The sequence below is a fragment of the Xanthomonas vasicola genome (assembly GCF_000772705.2).
Classification (GTDB): Bacteria; Pseudomonadota; Gammaproteobacteria; order Xanthomonadales; family Xanthomonadaceae; genus Xanthomonas; species Xanthomonas vasicola.
The window spans coordinates 24,162-42,374 of record NZ_JSBW02000041.1 but is presented as its reverse complement, the minus strand read 5'-3'; the positions used below and the strand labels follow the sequence as shown (position 1 = coordinate 42,374).

Genomic DNA, 18,213 nt, shown 5'->3' with positions numbered 1-18,213 from the left:
CGCAGCCACTGCGCCTGGAACCTGCAGCAACCACGACCTTTGACACTCCCCCGGCAGCCTGCCATCTGCCTACAGTCGACGACTGCCCCCCCCCGCACTTTCGGAGTCGTCGATGCGCCGCCTTGCCACCTGCCTGCTCGCCACCGCCATTGCCGCCGCCACCGGCAGCGCCTGGGCGCAAACCTCGCCGATGACGCCGGACATCACCGGCAAACCGTTCGTGGCTGCCGATGCTAGCAACGACTACATCAAGCGCGAGGTGATGATCCCAATGCGCGATGGGGTCAAGCTGCACACGGTGATCGTGCTGCCCAAGGGTGCGAAAAATGCGCCGATTGTGCTGACACGCACGCCTTACGATGCCAGTGGCCGCACCGAGCGGATGGCCTCGCCACATATGAAAGACCTGCTGTCGGCGGGCGACGACGTGTTCGTCGAAGGCGGCTACATCCGCGTGTTTCAGGACGTGCGCGGCAAGTACGGGTCCGAAGGCGATTACGTGATGACGCGCCCGCTGCGCGGGCCGCTCAATGCCAGCGAAGTCGACCATGCTACCGATGCCTGGGACACCATCGATTGGCTGGTGAAGAACGTCAAGGAATCCAATGGCAAGGTCGGCATGATCGGCTCGTCCTACGAAGGATTCACCGTGGTGATGGCGCTGACCAATCCACATCCTGCGTTGAAGGTCGCAGTGCCGGAAAGCCCGATGACCGACGGCTGGATGGGCGACGACTGGTTCAATTACGGTGCGTTCCGCCAGGTCAATTTCGACTACTTCACCGGCCAGCTCAGCAAGCGCGGCAAGGGCAGCGGCATCCCGCGTCAGGGGCACGACGATTACAGCAATTTCCTGCAGGCCGGCTCCGCTGGCGACTTCGCCAAGGCTGCGGGTCTGGAGCAGTTGCCGTGGTGGCACAAGCTGACCGAACACGCTGCCTACGATGCGTTCTGGCAGGAGCAGGCGCTGGACAAGGTGATGGCGCGCACGCCGCTGAAGGTGCCCACGATGTGGCTGCAAGGCCTATGGGACCAGGAAGATATGTGGGGTGCGATCCACAGTTACGCGGCGATGGAGCAGCGCGACAAGAGCAACACGCTCAATTACCTGGTGATGGGCCCGTGGCGGCACAGTCAGGTGAACTACGACGGCAGCGCCTTGGGTGCGCTGAATTTCGAAGGCGACACTGCGCGCCAGTTCCGCCATGACGTGCTGCGCCCGTTCTTCGACCAGTACCTGGTCGATGGCGCGCCCAAGGCAGACACGCCGCCGGTGTTCATCTACAACACCGGCGAGAACCACTGGGACCGCCTCAAGGCGTGGCCGCGCAGTTGCGACAAGGGCTGCGCCTCGTCCAGCAGGCCGCTGTATCTGCAGGCCGGCGGCAAGCTGTCGTTCCAGCAGCCGGCGGCCGGGCAGGCGGGGTTTGAAGAATACGTGTCCGACCCGGCCAAGCCGGTGCCGTTCGTGCCGCGCCCGGTGGATTTTGCCGACCGCGCGATGTGGACCACCTGGCTAGTGCACGACCAGCGCTTTGTCGATGGCCGCCCGGATGTGCTGACCTTCGTCACCGAGCCGCTGACCGCGCCGCTGCAGATCGCCGGCGCACCCCAAGTGCACCTTCAAGCCTCTACTAGCGGTAGCGACAGCGATTGGGTAGTGAAGCTGATCGATGTGTATCCGGACGAGATGGCGTCGAACCCGAAGATGGGCGGCTATGAGTTGCCGGTGTCGCTGGCGATCTTCCGCGGCCGCTACCGCGAGAGTTTCAGCACGCCCAAGCCATTGGCGTCCAATCAGCCGCTGGCATTCCAGTTCGGCCTGCCGACCGCCAACCACACCTTCCAGCCGGGCCATCGGGTGATGGTGCAGGTGCAGTCCAGCCTGTTCCCGCTCTACGACCGCAACCCGCAGACCTACGTGCCCAATATCTTCTTCGCCAAGCCTGGCGATTATCAAAAAGCCACTCAGCGGGTGTACGTGTCCCCCGAGCAGCCCAGCTACATCAGTCTGCCGGTACGTTGACCGCGCGGGCGCCGCGTGCCGGTGGCGCCCACACGTCTTCCAGCAGCTGTGGGCGGCAGACCACCCAGGCGGCGGCCAGCTGCACCAGCAGGCAGATGACCAGGAACACGAACGGGGAAGTCCAGCCGCCGCTGTGCGCGTGCAGCCAGCCGAACAGGAATGGCCCCAGGCAGCTCACCGCATAGCCCACGCCTTGCGAGAAACCGGACAGTGCCGCCGAACCGGCCGCCGTGCGGCTGCGCTGGTTCACCAGCACCAATGCCAACGGAAACGTGCTCGGCCCCAGGCCGAGCAGGGTGACCCACAGCACCGGTGCGGCCAGCGGCGCCCACCACAGCCCGGCGAATGCCACCAGATGGCAGGCTGCGCACAGCAGCACGATCGGGAACGGGTTACGCATGCGCACCGCCAACGCCGGCATGGTGAGCGCGCCGACCATGCCCAAGGCCGCGAACAACGCCACCATGGTGCCGCCGAACGCCGGCGATGCACCGGCTTCGCGCAGCAGCGTCGGCAGCCAGGTGAACATCGAATAGGTCACCAGCGAGGTCATGCCGAAGGTGATCGCCATGCTCCAGCCCAGCGCAGTACGTGCAACGCGACCTTCGGCTTCGGGCGTCGGTGTAACCGGTGCCGGGCCGGTAGCGCGGATGCGGCGGTGGTTGGCGTGCACCAATGCCCAGGCCGCCGATGCCAGCAGGGCCGGCAGCACCCACACCACCATCGAACTGCGCCAACCCAGCGCATCGGCCACCGGCACTGCCAGCAGCGCGGGCAACAGCGTGCCTACCTGCAGTACGGTTATGTACAGGGTGCTGACGCGGCCCACACGATCGCCGAAGTAACGCTTCACCAGCGGCGGCAACACCACGTTGCCCATGCCCATGCCGGCCAACGCCACCAGCGAGCCGACCAGCAGCCCGGCGGTGCCCGGCAGCAGCGGGCGCAACACCAATCCAAGCGTGGCCAATGCCATCGACAACAGCGCCACGCGCAGCAAGCCGAAACGGCGCAGCAAGGCCGGTGTTGCCACGCCGGTGAGTGCGAACGCTGCGGTCGGCAACATGCCGAGCGCCCCCATGGTGGGCGCGCCGAAGGCGTACTCGTCGGCAATGCGTTCCAGCAGCGGCGTCAGCGACGTCACCGCGGTGCGCAAGTTGAATGCGGAGAGCAGAATTGCGGCCAGCACCAAACCGCGACCACGCAACTGGGCGGACGAAGAAGACGCACTAGTGACAACAGACATGACAACCCATCCGCGCCGTACACGTGTGTGCATCGACGCCTGAAAACACAAAACCGGCACGAGGCCGGTTTTGTGTTTTGAAACTGGTCGGGGAGACAGGATTCGAACCTGCGACCTCTACGTCCCGAACGTAGCGCTCTACCAGACTGAGCTACACCCCGAAGGAGCCGCGTATGTTACATAGGGAATGGGGAATCGGCAAGCATCCGATGAAATTATTTCAGTGAGGCAGTTCGCCACGCTCGGGCTCGCGTGCTTCGAACCACATGCCGTTGAGCACGGCGGCCAATGCCGCCAGGCCGGTGCCCAGGCTCCATGCGAAATACCACATTGGTGTGTTCCTCGAATCGTCGAAAAGTAATGGTGAAGCGATGCGGCACCACAGGCGCATGCACTGCTGTTGCTGCCGCTGCGCTCAGTAAGCATTGGGATTGGCTGTGACCGCATCGTCGGTGACCTTGCCCTTGAGCACGCGATACACCCACCCGGTGTACGCGAGCACGATCGGCATGAATACGGCGGTGGCCAGCAACATGATCCACAATGTGATACGGCTGCTGGACGCATCCCGTAGCGTCAGGCTCACGCTCGGTGCCGTGGAGGAGGGCAGCAGGAACGGGAAAAACGCAAAGCCCACGGTGATCACGATGCCGACGATGGCGCTGCCGGAGGCGATGAAGGCCAGGCCGCCACGCCGCACGCGTAACAACACCGCGCTCATCGCAAGCCCGACCAGGCCTGCCAGCGGCGCCATCAGCGTGGCCGGCATGCTGCTGTAGTTATGCAGCCAGCCGCCAGCAGCGGTGAGTGCAGCGGTTTTGCCAAGCGGGTTGGTCGGCGCATCGGTCGCCAGCACCGAGGTCACCGCATAACCAGGCAGACCCAGCGCCACCCATGCGCCGCCCGCTGCAACAATGCCAGCGCACACAGCGCGGCGATGCTGCCAAAACGTGCTGCGCGCGCGGCCACCGGACCATCGGTCTTGAGCACCAACATCGCAGCACCGTGCGCGACCAACATCGCCACGCTGAGCATGCCGGCGAGCAACGCGAACGGCGTCAGCAGGCCGAGCAGGTTGCCGGTATAGAACGTGCGCATGCTGTCGTTGAAGTGGAACGGCACCCCCAGCAACACATTGCCGACCGCCACGCCCATGATCAGCGCCGGAATGAAACCACCGACGAACAGCGCCCAATCCCAATTGCGGCGCCAGCGCGGACTCACCAGCTTGCCGCGGAACTTGAAACCGACCGGGCGCAGGATCAGCGCGAACAGAATCAGAAACATCGCCAAATAAAACCCGGAGAAGCTCACTGCATACAACGGTGGGAACGCGGCAAAGATCGCGCCGCCGCCCAGGATCAACCACACCTGGTTGCCTTCCCAGACCGGGCCGAAGGTATTGATCACCAGCCGGCGCTCGGCATCGTTGTTGGCGACGAACGGCAGTAATGCTCCCACGCCCAAGTCGAAGCCGCCCATCACCGCGTCACCGGACAGCAGCACACCCAGCAGCAGCCACCAGATCACGCGCAAGGTTGTGTAATCGAGCAATACGAAATTCATGATGTCTCTCCTTCGCTTACGGTGCGCTGCCGGCCGCGGCGCCGGGACTCAACGATGCGTGACGCGACCGGGCATAACCTCGCGGGGCATGGTGTGGTGAGGCATGCGGTTCGTTGGGGCGCGCCGGTGGAAACAACAGGTCCGGACCTTTGTGGATGGTCTTCAGCGACAACCTGATCGCAATCACCAGCAGCGTCGTGTACAGCGCGGTGAAGCCCACCAGCGTCATCACGATCTCATACAACTCCAGACCCGAAGCGGCGTAGAACGTTTGCAACACGCTTTCCACCGCCCACGGCTGGCGGCCGTATTCGGCCACAAACCAGCCGCATTCGATCGCGATCCACGGCAGCGGCAACGTCCATAGTGCCAACGTCAGGAACCAGCGTTTATCCTGAAAGTTGTGCTTGCATGCAAACCAGAATGCGAGAGCGAACAAGGCGATGAGATAGATGCCGATTGCCGCCATGATGCGGAAGGTCCAGAACAGCGGCAGTACGCGCGGTACGGTGTCCATCGCCGCTTGGGAAATCTGTTCCGGCGTGGCATTGCCGATATCGTCGCGGTAGCGTTTGAGCAGCAGACCGTGGCCCAGATCCTGCCAATGCGCATCGAAGACCTTGCGCGCTTCGGCATCGTTCTTGTCGGCCCGGATGCGTTGCAGTGCGCCGTAGGCGATCTGGCCACCGCGGATGCGGTGTTCGGCGCGGCCGACCAATTCGAGAATCCCCGGGATCGGCTCATCCAGCGAACGCGTGGCGATCAAGCCCATCAGGTACGGAATCTTGATGGCGTAATCGTTGCGATGGGTGGTCTGGTTGGGGATGCCGAACGCGGTGAAGTCGGCCGGTGCGGCTTCGGTCTCCCACATTGCTTCGATCGCTGCCAGTTTCATCTTCTGGTGTTCGCTGGCGGCATAACAGCTCTCGTCGCCCAGCACCACCACCGACAACGACGACAACAGACCGAACGCCGCAGCTACCGCAAACGAGCGCTGCGCCATTTCAATGTGCTTGCCGCGCAACAAGTAAAACGCACTGATCGACATCACGAACACCGCGCCGAGCACGTAGCCCGCGCTGACGGTGTGCACGAACTTGGCCTGTGCCACCGGGTTGAACAGCACCGCCACAAAATCTTCCACTTCCATGCGCATGGTGTCCGGGTTGAACACCGCGCCGGCCTGGTTCTGCATCCAGCCGTTGGCGATCAAGATCCACAACGCGGAGAAGTTGCTACCCAGCGCCACCAGCCAGGTGATGATCAGGTGCTGCACCTTGCTCAGGCGATTCCAACCCAGAAAGAACAGACCCAGAAAGGTGGCTTCCAGAAAAAACGCCATCAGCCCTTCGATCGCCAGCGGCGCGCCGAAGATATCGCCCACGTAATGGCTGTAGTACGACCAGTTCATGCCGAACTCGAACTCCATCACGATGCCGGTGCCGACACCCATGGCGAAGTTGATGCCGAACAGCACGCCCCAGAACATGGTCATGCGCCGCCAGATCTGCTTGCCGGTATGACATAGACGCTTTCCATGATGCCGAGCAGGAACGACAAGCCCATGGTGAGCGGTGGAAAGATGAAGTGATACATCGCGGTGACTGCGAATTGCAGCCGCGACAGTTCGACAACTGTCGAGTCGATCATGGCGGGTGGGCCTGGTTTGAGTGTCGGCAAGGAACGTGGCGATCATCTGCCGCTAGCGCGCCGGGCGCGTTGATCCAAATCAATGCGGCGCTGTATGGGTGCGGCAGACTGTCCATCCCCGACCGGAGGGCAGCGATTTACAATCGTCTGCAATGCGCAGCCTCCAAAGACCAACGTGAGCCAGCCCAGCGTGCAAACCAGCGAAACGCCCGCCCAGCGCCGTCAACGCGGCCAATGGCTGGATGCGCTCGCCGCACCGGCCACGCGTGCGCGGCGGCTTGCCGGCGTGGCGGTGGCGTTGTCGGGCGTGTTGTTGCTGGTGCAATCGGCTGCGATTGCCTGGCTGCTGAAGGCGCTGCTGGTGCAGCACCTGCCATTGGCGCAAGTGCGCAACGTGGGTGTGGGGTTACTGGTTGCGCTGATCGGGCGCGCGCTGCTCAACGCCTGGGCGCAATCGCTAACCGGTACAGTGGCCGATGTGGCCAAACGCGAACTGCGCGCGCGCATTGCGCGACGCCTGGTGCAGCACGGACCGTTGTGGTTGCGCCGGCAACGCAGCGGCGAACTGGGCGAACTGAGCCTGGCGCATACCGACGCGCTGGAAGGCAATTTCGTCGGCTACCAGCTCGCACGTACCGAAATGCTGCTGGTGCCGCCACAGATCTTGATCGCCGTGTTTTCGGTCGATTGGGTGGTTGGGCTGGTGTTGTTGCTCACCGCGCCGTTGATTCCATTTTTCATGATGCTGGTGGGGTGGGGCGCGGAGGCCGCAGGCCGCGAACAGCTCGGCGAGCTGGCGCGCATGGGCGGGCACTTTGCCGATCGTCTCAAGGGCCTTGGATTGTTGCGCGTGTATGGACGCGGTGAGGCCGAATTGCACGGCATTGCCGCCGCGGCCGAGGGCGTGCGCGAACGTTCGCTGAAAGTGCTGCGCATCGCGTTCCTGTCTTCCACCGTGCTGGAATTCTTTGCCTCGGTGAGTGTGGCGATCGTGGCGCTGTACTTCGGCCTGAGTTATCTGGGCATGCTTACGCTGCACGGCGTGCCGTCGCTGGCGGTGGGGATGTTCTGCCTGCTGTTGGCCCCGGAATTCTTCGCGCCGCTGCGGCGCCTGGCCGCGCATTACCACGACCGTGCAAATGCCTTGGCGGCAGTGGCCGAGGCCGAGCGCTTGCTACACGGTTTCGAGCCGCCTGCCGCTGCGCACACCGGTGCACCCGCGCGCGCGTTGGAACCAGCGCAAGTGCATGCGCCCCTGTTGCAAGCGCGTGGGCTGATGCTGCGTCCTGTTGGCGCACCGCAGGTGGTGGTCGAGGATTTTGCGTTGACGCTAGAGCCCGGGCAGCGCGTCGCCGTGATCGGCGCCAGCGGCAGCGGCAAGAGCACGCTGTTGGAAGGGCTTGCCGGTTGGCTCGCACCCGAGGCGGGCAGTGTGGCGCTGCGCCCCGGGGCGCGCATCGGCTATGCCACGCAGCGGCCGTATCTGTTTCACGGCAGCATTGCCGACAACCTGCGCCTGGCCGACCCGCACGCCAGCGACGCGCGCCTGCACGCGGTGGCGGAGGCAGCGCAAGTGCTGCGTTTTGCCGCGCACCTGCCGGCTGGCCTGGACACGGTGATCGGCGAGCGCGGCTTTGGCCTGTCTGGTGGCGAAGCACGCCGTGTCGCATTGGCGCGGTTGTTGTTGCGCGAGCCGGATGTGCTGCTGCTGGACGAGCCCACCGCCTTTCTCGATCCGGAGACCGAAGCCGAATTGCTGCGCACGCTGGGCGTGTTGGCACGCGGCCGCGCAGTCGTTCTGGCCACGCACAGTGCTGCAGTGATGGGTTGGGCCGACACGGTGATCGATCTGCGCGGCGCCACAGTGATGAAGGCGGAGTTGCCATGAGCCGCGTCCGGCCTGATCGTCTGCGCGATGTGTTTCGTCGGCATGCCTGGCGTCTATTGCTGTCCGCGTTATTGGTGCTAGTCACCATGCTTGCGGGTGTCGGCTTGCTCGGCTTGTCGGGCAGCTTCCTGACCGCAGCCGCGCTGGCAGGCGTTGCCGGCATGGGCACCGGCTTCAATTTCTTCTCGCCGTCGGCGGGCATTCGCGCCTTGACCTTCGCGCGCATCGCCTCGCGCTACGGCGAGAAATTGATCGGGCACGATGCCACCTTGCGTATCGCCCGCGATCTGCGGGTGTGGTTCTTCCGCCGCGCGTTGCCGCTGGCGCCAGGGCGCTTGTCGGCCACGCGCACCGGCGATCTGCTGGCGCGGCTGATGTCCGACATCGGTGAGGTCGATGGCCTCAGCGTACGCGCATTGGCGCCGCTGGCCGCGTTGCTCGGCATCTGGCTGGCCGGTATTGCCGCCGCTGCACTGATCTATCTGCCCGCTGCGGGGTTGCTGCTGGTGCTCGGCGTGTTGATCGGCGGGCTGGTGCCGTGGCAGGTGGCGCGCGGCGGCGCACAGCGCGAGCAGTTACGTGCACAGCAACGTACCGCCTTGCGCACGCAGGCGTTCGAAGGCTTGGAAGGCGCGGCCGATCTTGCTGCGGTCGATGCACAAGGCGCCTGGCTGCAACAGATCGACGCCGCGGCGGCGGCGGCGGTCGACGGCGACCGCATCCAGCGGCGCCGGCTGATCACCGGCAACCTGCTGCATGCGCTCTGTGGGGGTGTGGGTCTGGCCGGCATGCTGTGGCTCGCACTCAGCGCCGCCGAACGCGGGCTGATCGCCGCCGAGCTGGCCGCAGGTCTGGTGTTCTTGACCATGGCCCTGCTGGAAGTCTGGGCCGGTGCCGGGCTGGCAGTGCAGGCGCTACAAAGCGCGCGTGTTGCAGCGAAGCGCTTGCAAGCCATTGTTGATCAGGCGCCATCGGTGAGCGATCCAGTGCAGGCAATCGATGTGCCACGCACGGGCAAGTTGCAATTGCAGCAGGTGTCGTTCGAGTGGCCCGGTAGCGTGCGCCCAATACTGCAGACGCTCGATCTCACACTGGCGCCAGGCGAGCGCATCGCCATCAGCGGCGACAGCGGCAGCGGCAAAAGTACGTTGTCGGCGCTGCTGCTTCGGCTGTGGGATCCGCAGGCCGGGCAGCTAAGCTACGCCGGCATCGACCTGCGCCACATCGCACAAACGCAATGGCATCACCGGATTGCCTGGCTGCCGCAGAACGCGCCGGTATTTGCCGGGAGCGTGCGCGAAAATCTCCTCATCGGCGACGCCACTGCCGACGATGCCGCACTGTGGCAGGTGCTCGACCAGGTACGCTTGCGCGCATGGGCCAGCGCCCAAGATGGCTTGGACACCTGGATCGGCGAAAACGGCGGCACGCTGTCTGCCGGCCAGGCGCGCCGCCTCGCACTTGCACGTGCACTGCTGCGCGATGCGCCGATTCTGCTGCTTGACGAGCCCACCGATGGCCTGGATGTGGACACTGCACACGCGCTGCTACTCGACTTAGCCACAGCGCTTGGCGAGCGCAGCCTGGTGATGATCACCCACGACGTACTCCCGCCGGGCGTGGTGCAGCGGCATTACCGGATGCGTGAGGGAAGGTTGGAGTTGTTGGACCAGAGTGCGTAGCGAGCCGCTGCGTTTATCGAAAGCGGGCATGCGACGTTAGCGCGTCGATGCGTTGTTAGCGCGCTTGGAGCGGGCTAACACAACGTAGCGAGCACCTGTCAGTTAGGTGTGGCCGGCGCGCAGCAACTGCAGTGTGCGAGTTGGTACATGCCACACCGGGAACGGACTGCGCCCGTTGGCGGCTGCGCAGCGGTTTGATCAGCGCTCTTAATCGAACAACACCGGAAGCGAGGCCATCATATCGGTCTCGGTTACCGCCAGCACCAATGCGCTGACATTCAATGCGACTGTGACCCAGAATTTCATCTGAAACGCCGCTTTGCTGCATTTGTGGCGGAAGATTTCCTGCGCCAGCAACGCACCCGGCCAGCCACCGATCAGAGCCAACAGATGCAAGCTGGCTTCGGGTGTGCGCCGTTGGTTGCGTTGCGCGGCAGATTTGTCCATCGCATAGATCAGCAGCGTGATCAGGCTAGCTGCTGCGTACCAGAGCGGCACGATCACCGGCACCACGTGCATCCACGTGGCAGCCGCCAACGCCAACATCGACAACGCGGCCAGCGTCTTGCGTGGCAACCCACTGCGACGCTGCTCGGTCCTGGCAGCGGTGGTACGGTCTGCCCACCGCACCTGCGTGGCGTTCAAGCGTTTTTGCGCATCGCGCTCGATCGCGTAAGTGATGATCTCGCCATCGCGCGGGCGGCGCGACTGCTGTGCAAACGCGCTGATATGCACGAACGCGCGGTCGCCGCCTCCGTTGGGCGTGACGAAGCCAAAACCCTTGTGATCATTCCAGTCGCTGAGGCGTCCTTGATAGCGCATTCGCAGTCTTCTGTTAGGTGGTGCGGATTGCTGGTGCGGTCTTGAGGCGTGCACATCGATTGCATCAGTGCGCAAGATCGCGGTGATTACCCGCATGTTCCGGCGGAATTGGCCGATAGCAGGGGCCAAACGCTAGTCGCCGAACGAACTCAACAACCTTGCAGAAAATCGCGCACCGCTGGGCCGAACCGGGCAAAGTCGACCAGGAACGCGTCGTGGCCTTGCGGCGAATCCAGGCCAATGAACTGTGCGTTGGCACCGCCGGCACGCAGGCCGTCTGCAATCTGTTCCTGCTGCTGCACCGGGAACAGGATGTCGGTGTTGGCGCCGATGGCCAGCGCACGTGCGATGCGAATTCGCGCTAGACCAGCAAGCACCGTGTCGGCGGTCGAAATGCCGGCCTCCGCCTTGTTGGAGGCGAGCAGGGCATCGGCATTGGGACTATCGATACCAGTGTCGTCGGCCGGTTTGTCATCGACATAGTCGGCAAGATCGAACCAGTCCATCGAACGGCTCAGATACAGATAGCAGTTGGGGTCGAAGAAGCGCACGAAGCGGCGCGCATGGCCTTCCAGATAGCTTTCGACCTGAAATTCCAGGCCAAACGGATCATCGGCCGCCTGCTCGGAATCCAGCCGCACACGGCCGAAACGGCCGTCCCATTCCAGCGCCGAGCGATACGTGATTACGCCGAGTTTGCGCGCCATACGCATGCCTGATTCCGGGTAGTGCGTATCGTCGTAGTGGCCGCCATTCCAGTGCGGATCCAGCCGGATCGCCTCGCGCTGCAGCGAGCGAATGGCGATGGAAAACGGCAATGCCTGCGCGCTGCCGGAGATATTGATGTGGCTGCGCGCGATGCCGGGATGACGCAGTAACAGCGCCAGTGCGGTCATGCCGCCCATCGAATTGCCGATCAAGCAGGCCAATTGCTGGATGCCCAGCGCACGCACCACATCGGCTGCGGCATCGGCCACATCTTCGATCGACAGGTCCGGAAAGCTGAGGCGATACAGCGCGCCGGTGGCCGGGTTCACCGAGGCCGGCCCGGTCGAGCCCTTGCAACTGCCCAGGGAGTTGACGCAAACCACAAACCAGCGCGCGGTATCGATCGGCTTACCCGGCCCGAGCATCGCTTCCCACCAGCCAGGCTCGGGGTTGGCCTGGTTGGCCGCCGCGTGCGCATTCGGTGACAGGCCGGTGACGATCAGGATCGCGTTGCTGCGATCTGCGGCGAGCGTGCCCCAGGTTTCGTATGCCACGCGTGCCTGATGCAGCACACCACCGCGTTTCATCGGAAAAGGCGAAGGCAGTGCGTGGTACAGCGTGCCGGCAGGGATGAATTCAGTCATGTCGCAATTCTATCTGCCACGGCATGCGCCGGTGTGCAGTATGGGAATGGGAAATGGAAAATCGGTTTGGGGCCATTTGAGGCCATGCGCTGTGTGATGCCACTCTGCAGAGCGGTGGATCTACGGCTTGGCTGCAGGGCCCTTGCCCGCCCACCATTGCGGGACACGCCGCAAGTACGTCTTACGCGGCATCCATGCCGCATAAGGTCCCGCGACGTTGAGCGGGCAAGGGCCAGTCGAGATGGTCGGTGTACATGGTTTTCAACAACGCATCTGACTAAGAGCAGCTAACCAAACGACTGCGCAGCCGCCAGGCGGGCGCGCATGGTGCCCGGAATTCTCGTCTACCACTGGTCCGAAACGCAGCAATGCGACGCAGCAAGCAATCAGCGCCCGATCACCAGCTCCACCGGCGCGGCGGCAGGCAGCTCGACCATCACCGGTGCGCTCTCAACGTCATCGGCCTGGCGCATGGCATTGCCGCTGCGCGACAGCCGTGCCAACACTTGCACCTTGTCGAGCGACGACAGCGTGCGCGTCGGCATCGGGCTGTCGCCATCATCCAGTGTGATGGTCAATGGCAGCTCGCCCAACGCGTGTTTTTCCACCGCCACCGGCATCGGCGTGTCGGCGGCGCGCGCAATCACGAAGACGCTGGTGTCGCCGGGCAAGCCGGCGCGCTTGGCGAATTCGGCATCCAGTGTCACCCGCACCTGGATCTGTTTGCCCTTCGCTGCCTCGGCGGCAGACGCAGCCGTTGCCTGGATCGGCGCGAGCTTGGCTTCCTGTCGTGCGGCGTTGATCTGTTCAAGCAGGCCGGGGCGGGTCTTCGCATCGACCACACTTAGCAGCGGCTCCCAGGTAGCGCTGGCTTTGGCCGGCTCACCGGATTGGCGCTGTACCACCCCCAGAAACCAGCGTGCGCGTTGATGGTCTGGCTGCGCCGCCAGCGCGTGTTCGAGCATGCGCGTGGCTTCCGGATCCGGGCGGCCGCTGTCATCGGCAAGCATGCGCGATTGCGCCGCGGCGACCAGCACGTCCGGCTCGTCCGGGCGGAGCGCAACCGCGCGTGCGAATGCATCGCGCGCTTCGGCAAATTTTTGCTGGCTGGAGAGTGAGCGCCCTAGCAACACCCAGCCTTCGGCCTGTTCGGGATTGCTCGCCAGCGCCGCGCGCAGTTGCATGATTGCTTCATCCAGCGAGCGTGGCGCGGCCGGGCGATTGGCTGGCTGCTCGATCGCGCCTGGCGTGCCGACCAACCAATACAACGCCGCACTTGCGGCCAGCAGCAATATCGCCACGCTTGCGGCCAGGCCGCGTGCCTCGCGCCACAGCGGGCGCAACACCAGGCCGAAGGCCAGCAGCGCAATCACAAGTACCGCGATGACAAAGCCGGCCATCACCACTCCTGCTCATCGGCGGGCAAGGCAGGCGCCGCCATGCTGCGTTTGCGCACCACCAGCACCACTGCGCCCAGGCCCAGCAGCAACACCAGCAGCGGGCCGAACCACAGCAGCCAGGTGCGCGATTCCACGCGTGGACGGTACAGCACGAATTCGCCGTAACGTGCGACAAGGAACTGGCGGATCTGCGCATCGCTGCGGCCTTCGTGCATCAGCGCCAACACTTCGCTGCGCAGATCCTGGGCAATCTGCGCGTTGGAGTCGGCCAGCGACTGGTTCTGGCACTGCACGCAGCGCAACTCGGCGGTAAGCGCGTGGAAACGCGCCTCCTCTTCGGCCGATGCGTAGTGCAGCGGCGCCGGGTCGCCGACCGGCTGGGCGAAGGCCAGCCAGGGCAACAACAGCAGCAGGAGCAGCCAGGCGCGCGTCATTGTTTGGCGTGCAGGTCCGGTGCGGCGGTGGGCGAGCGTTCGATCTTGCTCAGCGCTGGAATCAGTTGGGTGTCGATGATGGATTGAGTGAGCATGCCGCTGTACTTCCAGCGCACCACACCACGCCCGTCGACCAAAAAGGTTTCCGGTGCGGCGGCGATGCCGAAATCGATCGCGGTGCGGCCGTCTTTGTCGGCAACCACCAGCAGATACGGATTGCCGAGTTGTTCCAGCCAGCGCAGCGCATCGGCGCGCTCGTCCTTCCAGTTGTAGCCGATCACGCGCACGCGCTTGGTCAGCGCGAAGCGGCTCAGCACCGGATGTTCTTCGCGGCAGGCCGGGCACCAACTGCCCCACACGTTGATGATGTAAGGCGCGCCGCGTAGCTCGCGCGCATGCACCACGATGTTGGGATCGTGCAGCAGCGGCAGCGCGAATTCCGGAGCCGGTTTGCCGATCAGGGCAGAGGGCAGTGCATCGCGGTCGTCCTGACCGGAGCGCACCACCGCGTAAACCAACAGTGCTGCCAGGGCGAGCAGCAGCACGCTGGCGCCCACCAGGACCGCAGTGGGCAGGCGGGGTGAACGTGACTCAACCATCTTGGATCTCCGGAGAACGACGAAAACGCCGGTCGGCCGCGGTGACCAGGCCGCCGAGCGCCATCAGCAGCGCTCCCAGCCAGATCCAGCGGACGAACGGTTTGAGGTGCACGCGTACCGCCCAGGCCTGATTGCCCAGCGGTTCGCCAAGAGCGAGATACAGGTCGCCAAGCGGGCCAGGACGGATCGCCGCCTCGGTCAAGGTCTGCCCGCCGCTGGCGTAGCGGCGTTTTTCCGCATGCAGCATGCCCACCGGCGCATCGTCCTTGAAGACCTGCAGGTTGGCACGGTCGGACACGTAATTAGGCCCGCGCAGCTCTTCCAGCCCATCGAAGTGCAACGCGTAGCGGCCGATCTGCACCTGTTGTCCGGGCGCCAACGCCACTTCGCGCTGCAGGCTCAATCCCTCTACCAGCAAGGCGCCGGACAGGAACACCGCAACGCCCAGATGCGCCAGCACCATGCCCAGCATTTCGGCGGTGAATTTGCGCCCCTTGGCCGCGCGCCGCGTCCACATAAAACGCAAGGTGCCGAACAGCACCCAGGCTGCACCGACCACACCGAAGGCGGCTTTCAATTGCCCCTGCGGCGCGGTGAACCAGGCCAGCATGCCTGCCGCCAACGCCAGACCTGCCCACGGCGCCAGCATCGCCAACGGCCGCGAGGCTTGTTCGCGCTGCCAGCGCGTGAGCGGGCCGAACGGCAGCAGCGCCACCAGCGGCGCCATCAACACCACGAACAAGGTGCCGAAGTAGGGCGGCCCGACCGACAGTTTGCCTAGCCCCAACGCATCGGCCAGCAGCGGATACAAGGTGCCCAGCAACACCATTGCGCAGGCGCAGGTGAGTAGCAGGTTGTTCAACAGCAACAAGGTTTCGCGCGAGCTGCCGGCAAATGCGCGGCGCGGATCATCCACCAGCGACAACCGCGGCGCGCGCAGCGCATATAACAGCAACGAACCACCGACCACGAGTAACAGGAACACCAGAATGAACAGCCCGCGCGACGGGTCGGCGGCGAACGAATGCACGCTGGTCAGCACGCCCGAGCGCACCAGGAAGGTGCCCAGCAGCGATAGCGCAAAGGCGGCGATTGCTAGCAGCAAGGTCCAACTGGCGAGGCTGCCGCGCTTTTCGGTCACCGCCTGCGAATGCAGCAACGCGGTGCCCACCAGCCACGGCATGAAACTGGCGTTTTCCACCGGGTCCCAGAACCACCAGCCGCCCCAGCCCAGCTCGTAATACGCCCACCAGCTACCCAGCGCGATGCCGACGGTAAGCATCGACCAGGCGACGTTGGTCCACGGCCGCGTCCAGCGCAGCCAGCGCGCATCCATGCGGCCTTCCAGCAGCGCAGCGATGGCGAACGCGAACGGCACCGCAAAGCCGACGTAACCGCAATACAGCATCGGCGGATGGACGATCAGCCCCGGGTCTTGCAGCAGCGGATTGAGGTCGCCACCTTCCAGCGGCACCGGAAACAGCCGCGCAAACGGGTTGGAGATGAACAGCAAAAATGCCAGAAACCCAATACTCACCAGCGCCATGACGCCGAGGACGCGCGCGATCACATGCGCCGGCAGTTGCCGCGACCAGATCGCCACCGCGCCGGTCCACAACGCCAGCACCAGCGTCCACAGCAGCAGCGAGCCTTCGTGTGCGCCCCACACCGCCGAATAGCGATACATCACCGGCAGCAGGCTGTTGGAATTTTCAGCAACGTAGTGCACCGAAAAATCCTGCACCAGGAAGGCGTGCGTCAACACGGCGAAGGCCGATGCGATCAACGCCAACTGCACCAGCGCAGCCGGTCGCGCCACGGCCATCCAGCTGCTGCGTCCGCGCTGTGCGCCGGCCAGCGGCACCACCGCCTGCACCAGTGCAACCAGCAGGGCAAGTACCAGCAGGAACGTGCCGAGCTCAGGAAGCATCGGGTTGGCGCGTTGGTGAACGTGCAGGGGCGCCACGATGGCGGGCGCACTGCAGAGGCTTCATCCCTGCAGCATTTGTACGGGCTTGCGTAGGCACAATGACGTTGTCAGTCATGCAGCCACCGCGCAAGCCAGCCTTCTGAAGGAATGCCGACGTCCTGACACACGCCATCAATGCAGCTCTCCAGCTTGGTCCGCTGCGGCCGGGACATCGTGCTTGCGATGCGCGCTGCCCATCTTGTCGGCAACTTCCTTTGGCATGTAGGTTTCGTCGTGCTTGGCCAGCACATCTTCGGCGACGAAGACACCGTGCTGCATGCGGCCAGTGGCCACCACCGCCTGCCCCTCGCGAAACAGGTCCGGCAGGATGCGGTCGTAACTCACGGGCAACTGGGCATCGCCATCGGTGACGCGGAAGTGCGCTTCCAACGAGCCGGACGCGCGTTTGAACGAGCCTTTTTCGACCATGCCGCCGAGCCGGAAACGGGAATGCTCGCCGGCGTCGCCACGCAGCACTTCCGACGGCGTGTAGAGATAGGCTACATTGCGCTGCAAGGCCATCGCCACCAGCGTGGTTGCCAGCCCGCCGGCCAGCACCAACGCCAGCACCAGCCACAGGCGGCGGCGACGTTGCGGGTTCACCGGATCAACTCCGCATTGCTGGGCACCGCGCGCTTGCGCTCACGTAGGCGGCGCGCCTTGGCGGTCTTCAATGCGCGACGCACCTGCCAACGGCCGGCGATCAGGTCCCACAGCAGCACCAGCACGAACACCGCATAGGCGGCGATGACGTAGGGCAGGTAGCTCATGTCGCTCCCTCCGGCGCGTCGCGCACGATCCAGGCCTTGCCGGCTTCGCGACGCAGGTTGTCGGCGCGTGCGCGCGTCAGCAGCGAACCGGCAAACCAGAACTTGGTGCCGATCACCATCAACCAAAGCGGCAGCAGCATGCTGGCATCGATCGTCGACGGGCCGAGCAAGCGAATGCTCTGGCCCTGATGCAGCGAATTCCACCACACCACCGAATAGCGGATCACCGGCAGCAGCGCCACCCCGACGATGGCCAGCAATGACGCCGCGCGTGCGGCCTGACGACGATCGTCGATGGCGTGATACAGGCCGATCACGCCCAGATACAGAAACAGCAGAATCAATTCGGTGGTCAGGCGCGGGTCCCAATCCCACCAGGCGCCCCACATTGGCTTGCCCCAGATGCTTCCGGTCAGCAGGGTGATCACGGTGAATGCCGCACCGATCGGCGCGCATGCCATCGCCAGTATTTCGCAGATTTTAATGCGCCAGATCAGCGCGATGGCCGCATACAGCGCCATCAGCCCGAACACGAACAGGCTCATCCACGCACTCGGCACATGGATGTAGAGAATGCGGAAGCTGTCGCCTTGCTGGTAATCCGCCGGTACCGCAAACAAGGCTTGCCAGATGCCCACACCCAGCAACAACGCGGCCAGCGCATAGCACCAAGGCGCCCAGCGCGCAGTAAAACGGTCGAAGATCGGGGGCGATGCGAGTTGGTGGAACCAGCGGACGACGACGTTCATGCGATGGCAGTAGCCTTTGGAATGGCATTGGCTCTCGAAACAGCAACAACGCGTTGTGCG

Annotated in this window: 14 protein-coding genes, 1 tRNA gene, 1 other RNA gene and 2 pseudogenes; 3 read left to right on the top strand and 15 right to left on the bottom strand. The window is 64.4% G+C overall.

All coding sequences use genetic code 11. The features are described from left to right. The first annotated feature begins 112 nt into the window (after positions 1 to 112). Positions 113 to 2,026 carry a CocE/NonD family hydrolase gene (locus NX05_RS11235; protein ID WP_039434719.1) on the top strand — a complete coding sequence of 638 codons (1,914 nt, stop codon included), beginning with the start codon at positions 113 to 115 and terminating at the stop codon, positions 2,024 to 2,026. Here NX05_RS11235 and NX05_RS11230 read toward each other — a convergent pair. From NX05_RS11230 to NX05_RS11210, 5 genes and pseudogenes are all read right to left on the bottom strand, one after another. Then, the gene (locus tag NX05_RS11230) at positions 2,007 to 3,233 is read right to left on the bottom strand and encodes a CynX/NimT family MFS transporter (RefSeq protein WP_017118667.1); all 1,227 of its coding nucleotides are present in this window, start codon (positions 3,231 to 3,233) and stop codon (positions 2,007 to 2,009) included. The genes NX05_RS11235 and NX05_RS11230 overlap by 20 nt on opposite strands. Before the next feature lie 123 nt (positions 3,234 to 3,356). Then, positions 3,357 to 3,433, bottom strand: a tRNA-Pro gene (locus NX05_RS11225). A gap of 59 nt (positions 3,434 to 3,492) precedes the next feature. Further along, positions 3,493 to 3,603, bottom strand: a complete 111-nt coding sequence (cydX, locus tag NX05_RS11220; RefSeq protein ID WP_039434722.1) for a cytochrome bd-I oxidase subunit CydX — start codon at positions 3,601 to 3,603, stop codon at positions 3,493 to 3,495. Between the two features lie 84 nt (positions 3,604 to 3,687). Next, positions 3,688 to 4,838 (bottom strand): annotated as a pseudogene (cydB, locus tag NX05_RS11215) (cytochrome d ubiquinol oxidase subunit II). Positions 4,839 to 4,854: 16 nt separating this feature from the next. Further along, positions 4,855 to 6,488: pseudogene (locus tag NX05_RS11210) on the bottom strand (cytochrome ubiquinol oxidase subunit I). Between the two features lie 175 nt (positions 6,489 to 6,663). On the opposite strand from NX05_RS11210, the gene cydD reads away from it, so the two are divergent. Beyond that, positions 6,664 to 8,376 (top strand): thiol reductant ABC exporter subunit CydD, encoded by a 1,713-nt coding sequence (gene cydD / locus NX05_RS11205; protein ID WP_039434724.1) that lies wholly within the window; start codon positions 6,664 to 6,666, stop codon positions 8,374 to 8,376. Beyond that, on the top strand, positions 8,373 to 10,058 hold the full coding sequence (gene cydC / locus NX05_RS11200) for a thiol reductant ABC exporter subunit CydC (protein ID WP_039434726.1): 1,686 nt from the start codon (positions 8,373 to 8,375) through the stop codon (positions 10,056 to 10,058). The genes cydD and cydC overlap by 4 nt, the downstream gene beginning before the upstream one ends. Before the next feature lie 72 nt (positions 10,059 to 10,130). Here the strand turns inward: cydC and NX05_RS22400 are convergent. The 10 genes from NX05_RS22400 to NX05_RS11155 form a co-directional block, all read right to left on the bottom strand. Continuing rightward, positions 10,131 to 10,207, bottom strand: a non-coding RNA gene (locus tag NX05_RS22400) — sX9 sRNA. 58 nt (positions 10,208 to 10,265) lie between these two features. Further along, positions 10,266 to 10,880 carry a DUF1294 domain-containing protein gene (locus NX05_RS11195; RefSeq protein ID WP_010372887.1) on the bottom strand — a complete coding sequence of 205 codons (615 nt, stop codon included), beginning with the start codon at positions 10,878 to 10,880 and terminating at the stop codon, positions 10,266 to 10,268. A 149-nt stretch (positions 10,881 to 11,029) separates the two neighbouring features. After that, complete coding sequence (gene metX, locus NX05_RS11190) at positions 11,030 to 12,232, bottom strand: homoserine O-acetyltransferase MetX (protein ID WP_010372890.1); 1,203 nt, start codon at positions 12,230 to 12,232, stop codon at positions 11,030 to 11,032. Between the two features lie 386 nt (positions 12,233 to 12,618). Then, on the bottom strand, positions 12,619 to 13,632 hold the full coding sequence (locus NX05_RS11185) for a tetratricopeptide repeat protein (protein WP_039434729.1): 1,014 nt from the start codon (positions 13,630 to 13,632) through the stop codon (positions 12,619 to 12,621). After that, positions 13,632 to 14,066, bottom strand: a complete 435-nt coding sequence (locus NX05_RS11180) for a cytochrome c-type biogenesis protein (protein WP_010372894.1) — start codon at positions 14,064 to 14,066, stop codon at positions 13,632 to 13,634. Before NX05_RS11180 ends, NX05_RS11185 begins: the two co-directional genes overlap by 1 nt. Then, positions 14,063 to 14,665 (bottom strand): DsbE family thiol:disulfide interchange protein, encoded by a 603-nt coding sequence (locus tag NX05_RS11175; protein ID WP_039434733.1) that lies wholly within the window; start codon positions 14,663 to 14,665, stop codon positions 14,063 to 14,065. The genes NX05_RS11180 and NX05_RS11175 overlap by 4 nt, the downstream gene beginning before the upstream one ends. After that, positions 14,658 to 16,595 (bottom strand): heme lyase CcmF/NrfE family subunit, encoded by a 1,938-nt coding sequence (locus NX05_RS11170; protein ID WP_039434736.1) that lies wholly within the window; start codon positions 16,593 to 16,595, stop codon positions 14,658 to 14,660. Before NX05_RS11170 ends, NX05_RS11175 begins: the two co-directional genes overlap by 8 nt. Before the next feature lie 171 nt (positions 16,596 to 16,766). Next, a complete protein-coding gene (gene ccmE / locus NX05_RS11165) occupies positions 16,767 to 17,237 on the bottom strand; it encodes a cytochrome c maturation protein CcmE (protein ID WP_039434738.1) in 471 nt (156 codons plus the stop codon). Next, on the bottom strand, positions 17,234 to 17,404 hold the full coding sequence (gene ccmD / locus NX05_RS11160) for a heme exporter protein CcmD (RefSeq protein ID WP_039434741.1): 171 nt from the start codon (positions 17,402 to 17,404) through the stop codon (positions 17,234 to 17,236). Before ccmD ends, ccmE begins: the two co-directional genes overlap by 4 nt. Next, positions 17,401 to 18,153: a heme ABC transporter permease gene (locus NX05_RS11155; RefSeq protein WP_039434744.1), complete on the bottom strand. Its 753-nt coding sequence runs from the start codon at positions 18,151 to 18,153 to the stop codon at positions 17,401 to 17,403. The genes ccmD and NX05_RS11155 overlap by 4 nt, the downstream gene beginning before the upstream one ends. Positions 18,154 to 18,213 lie beyond the last annotated feature (60 nt).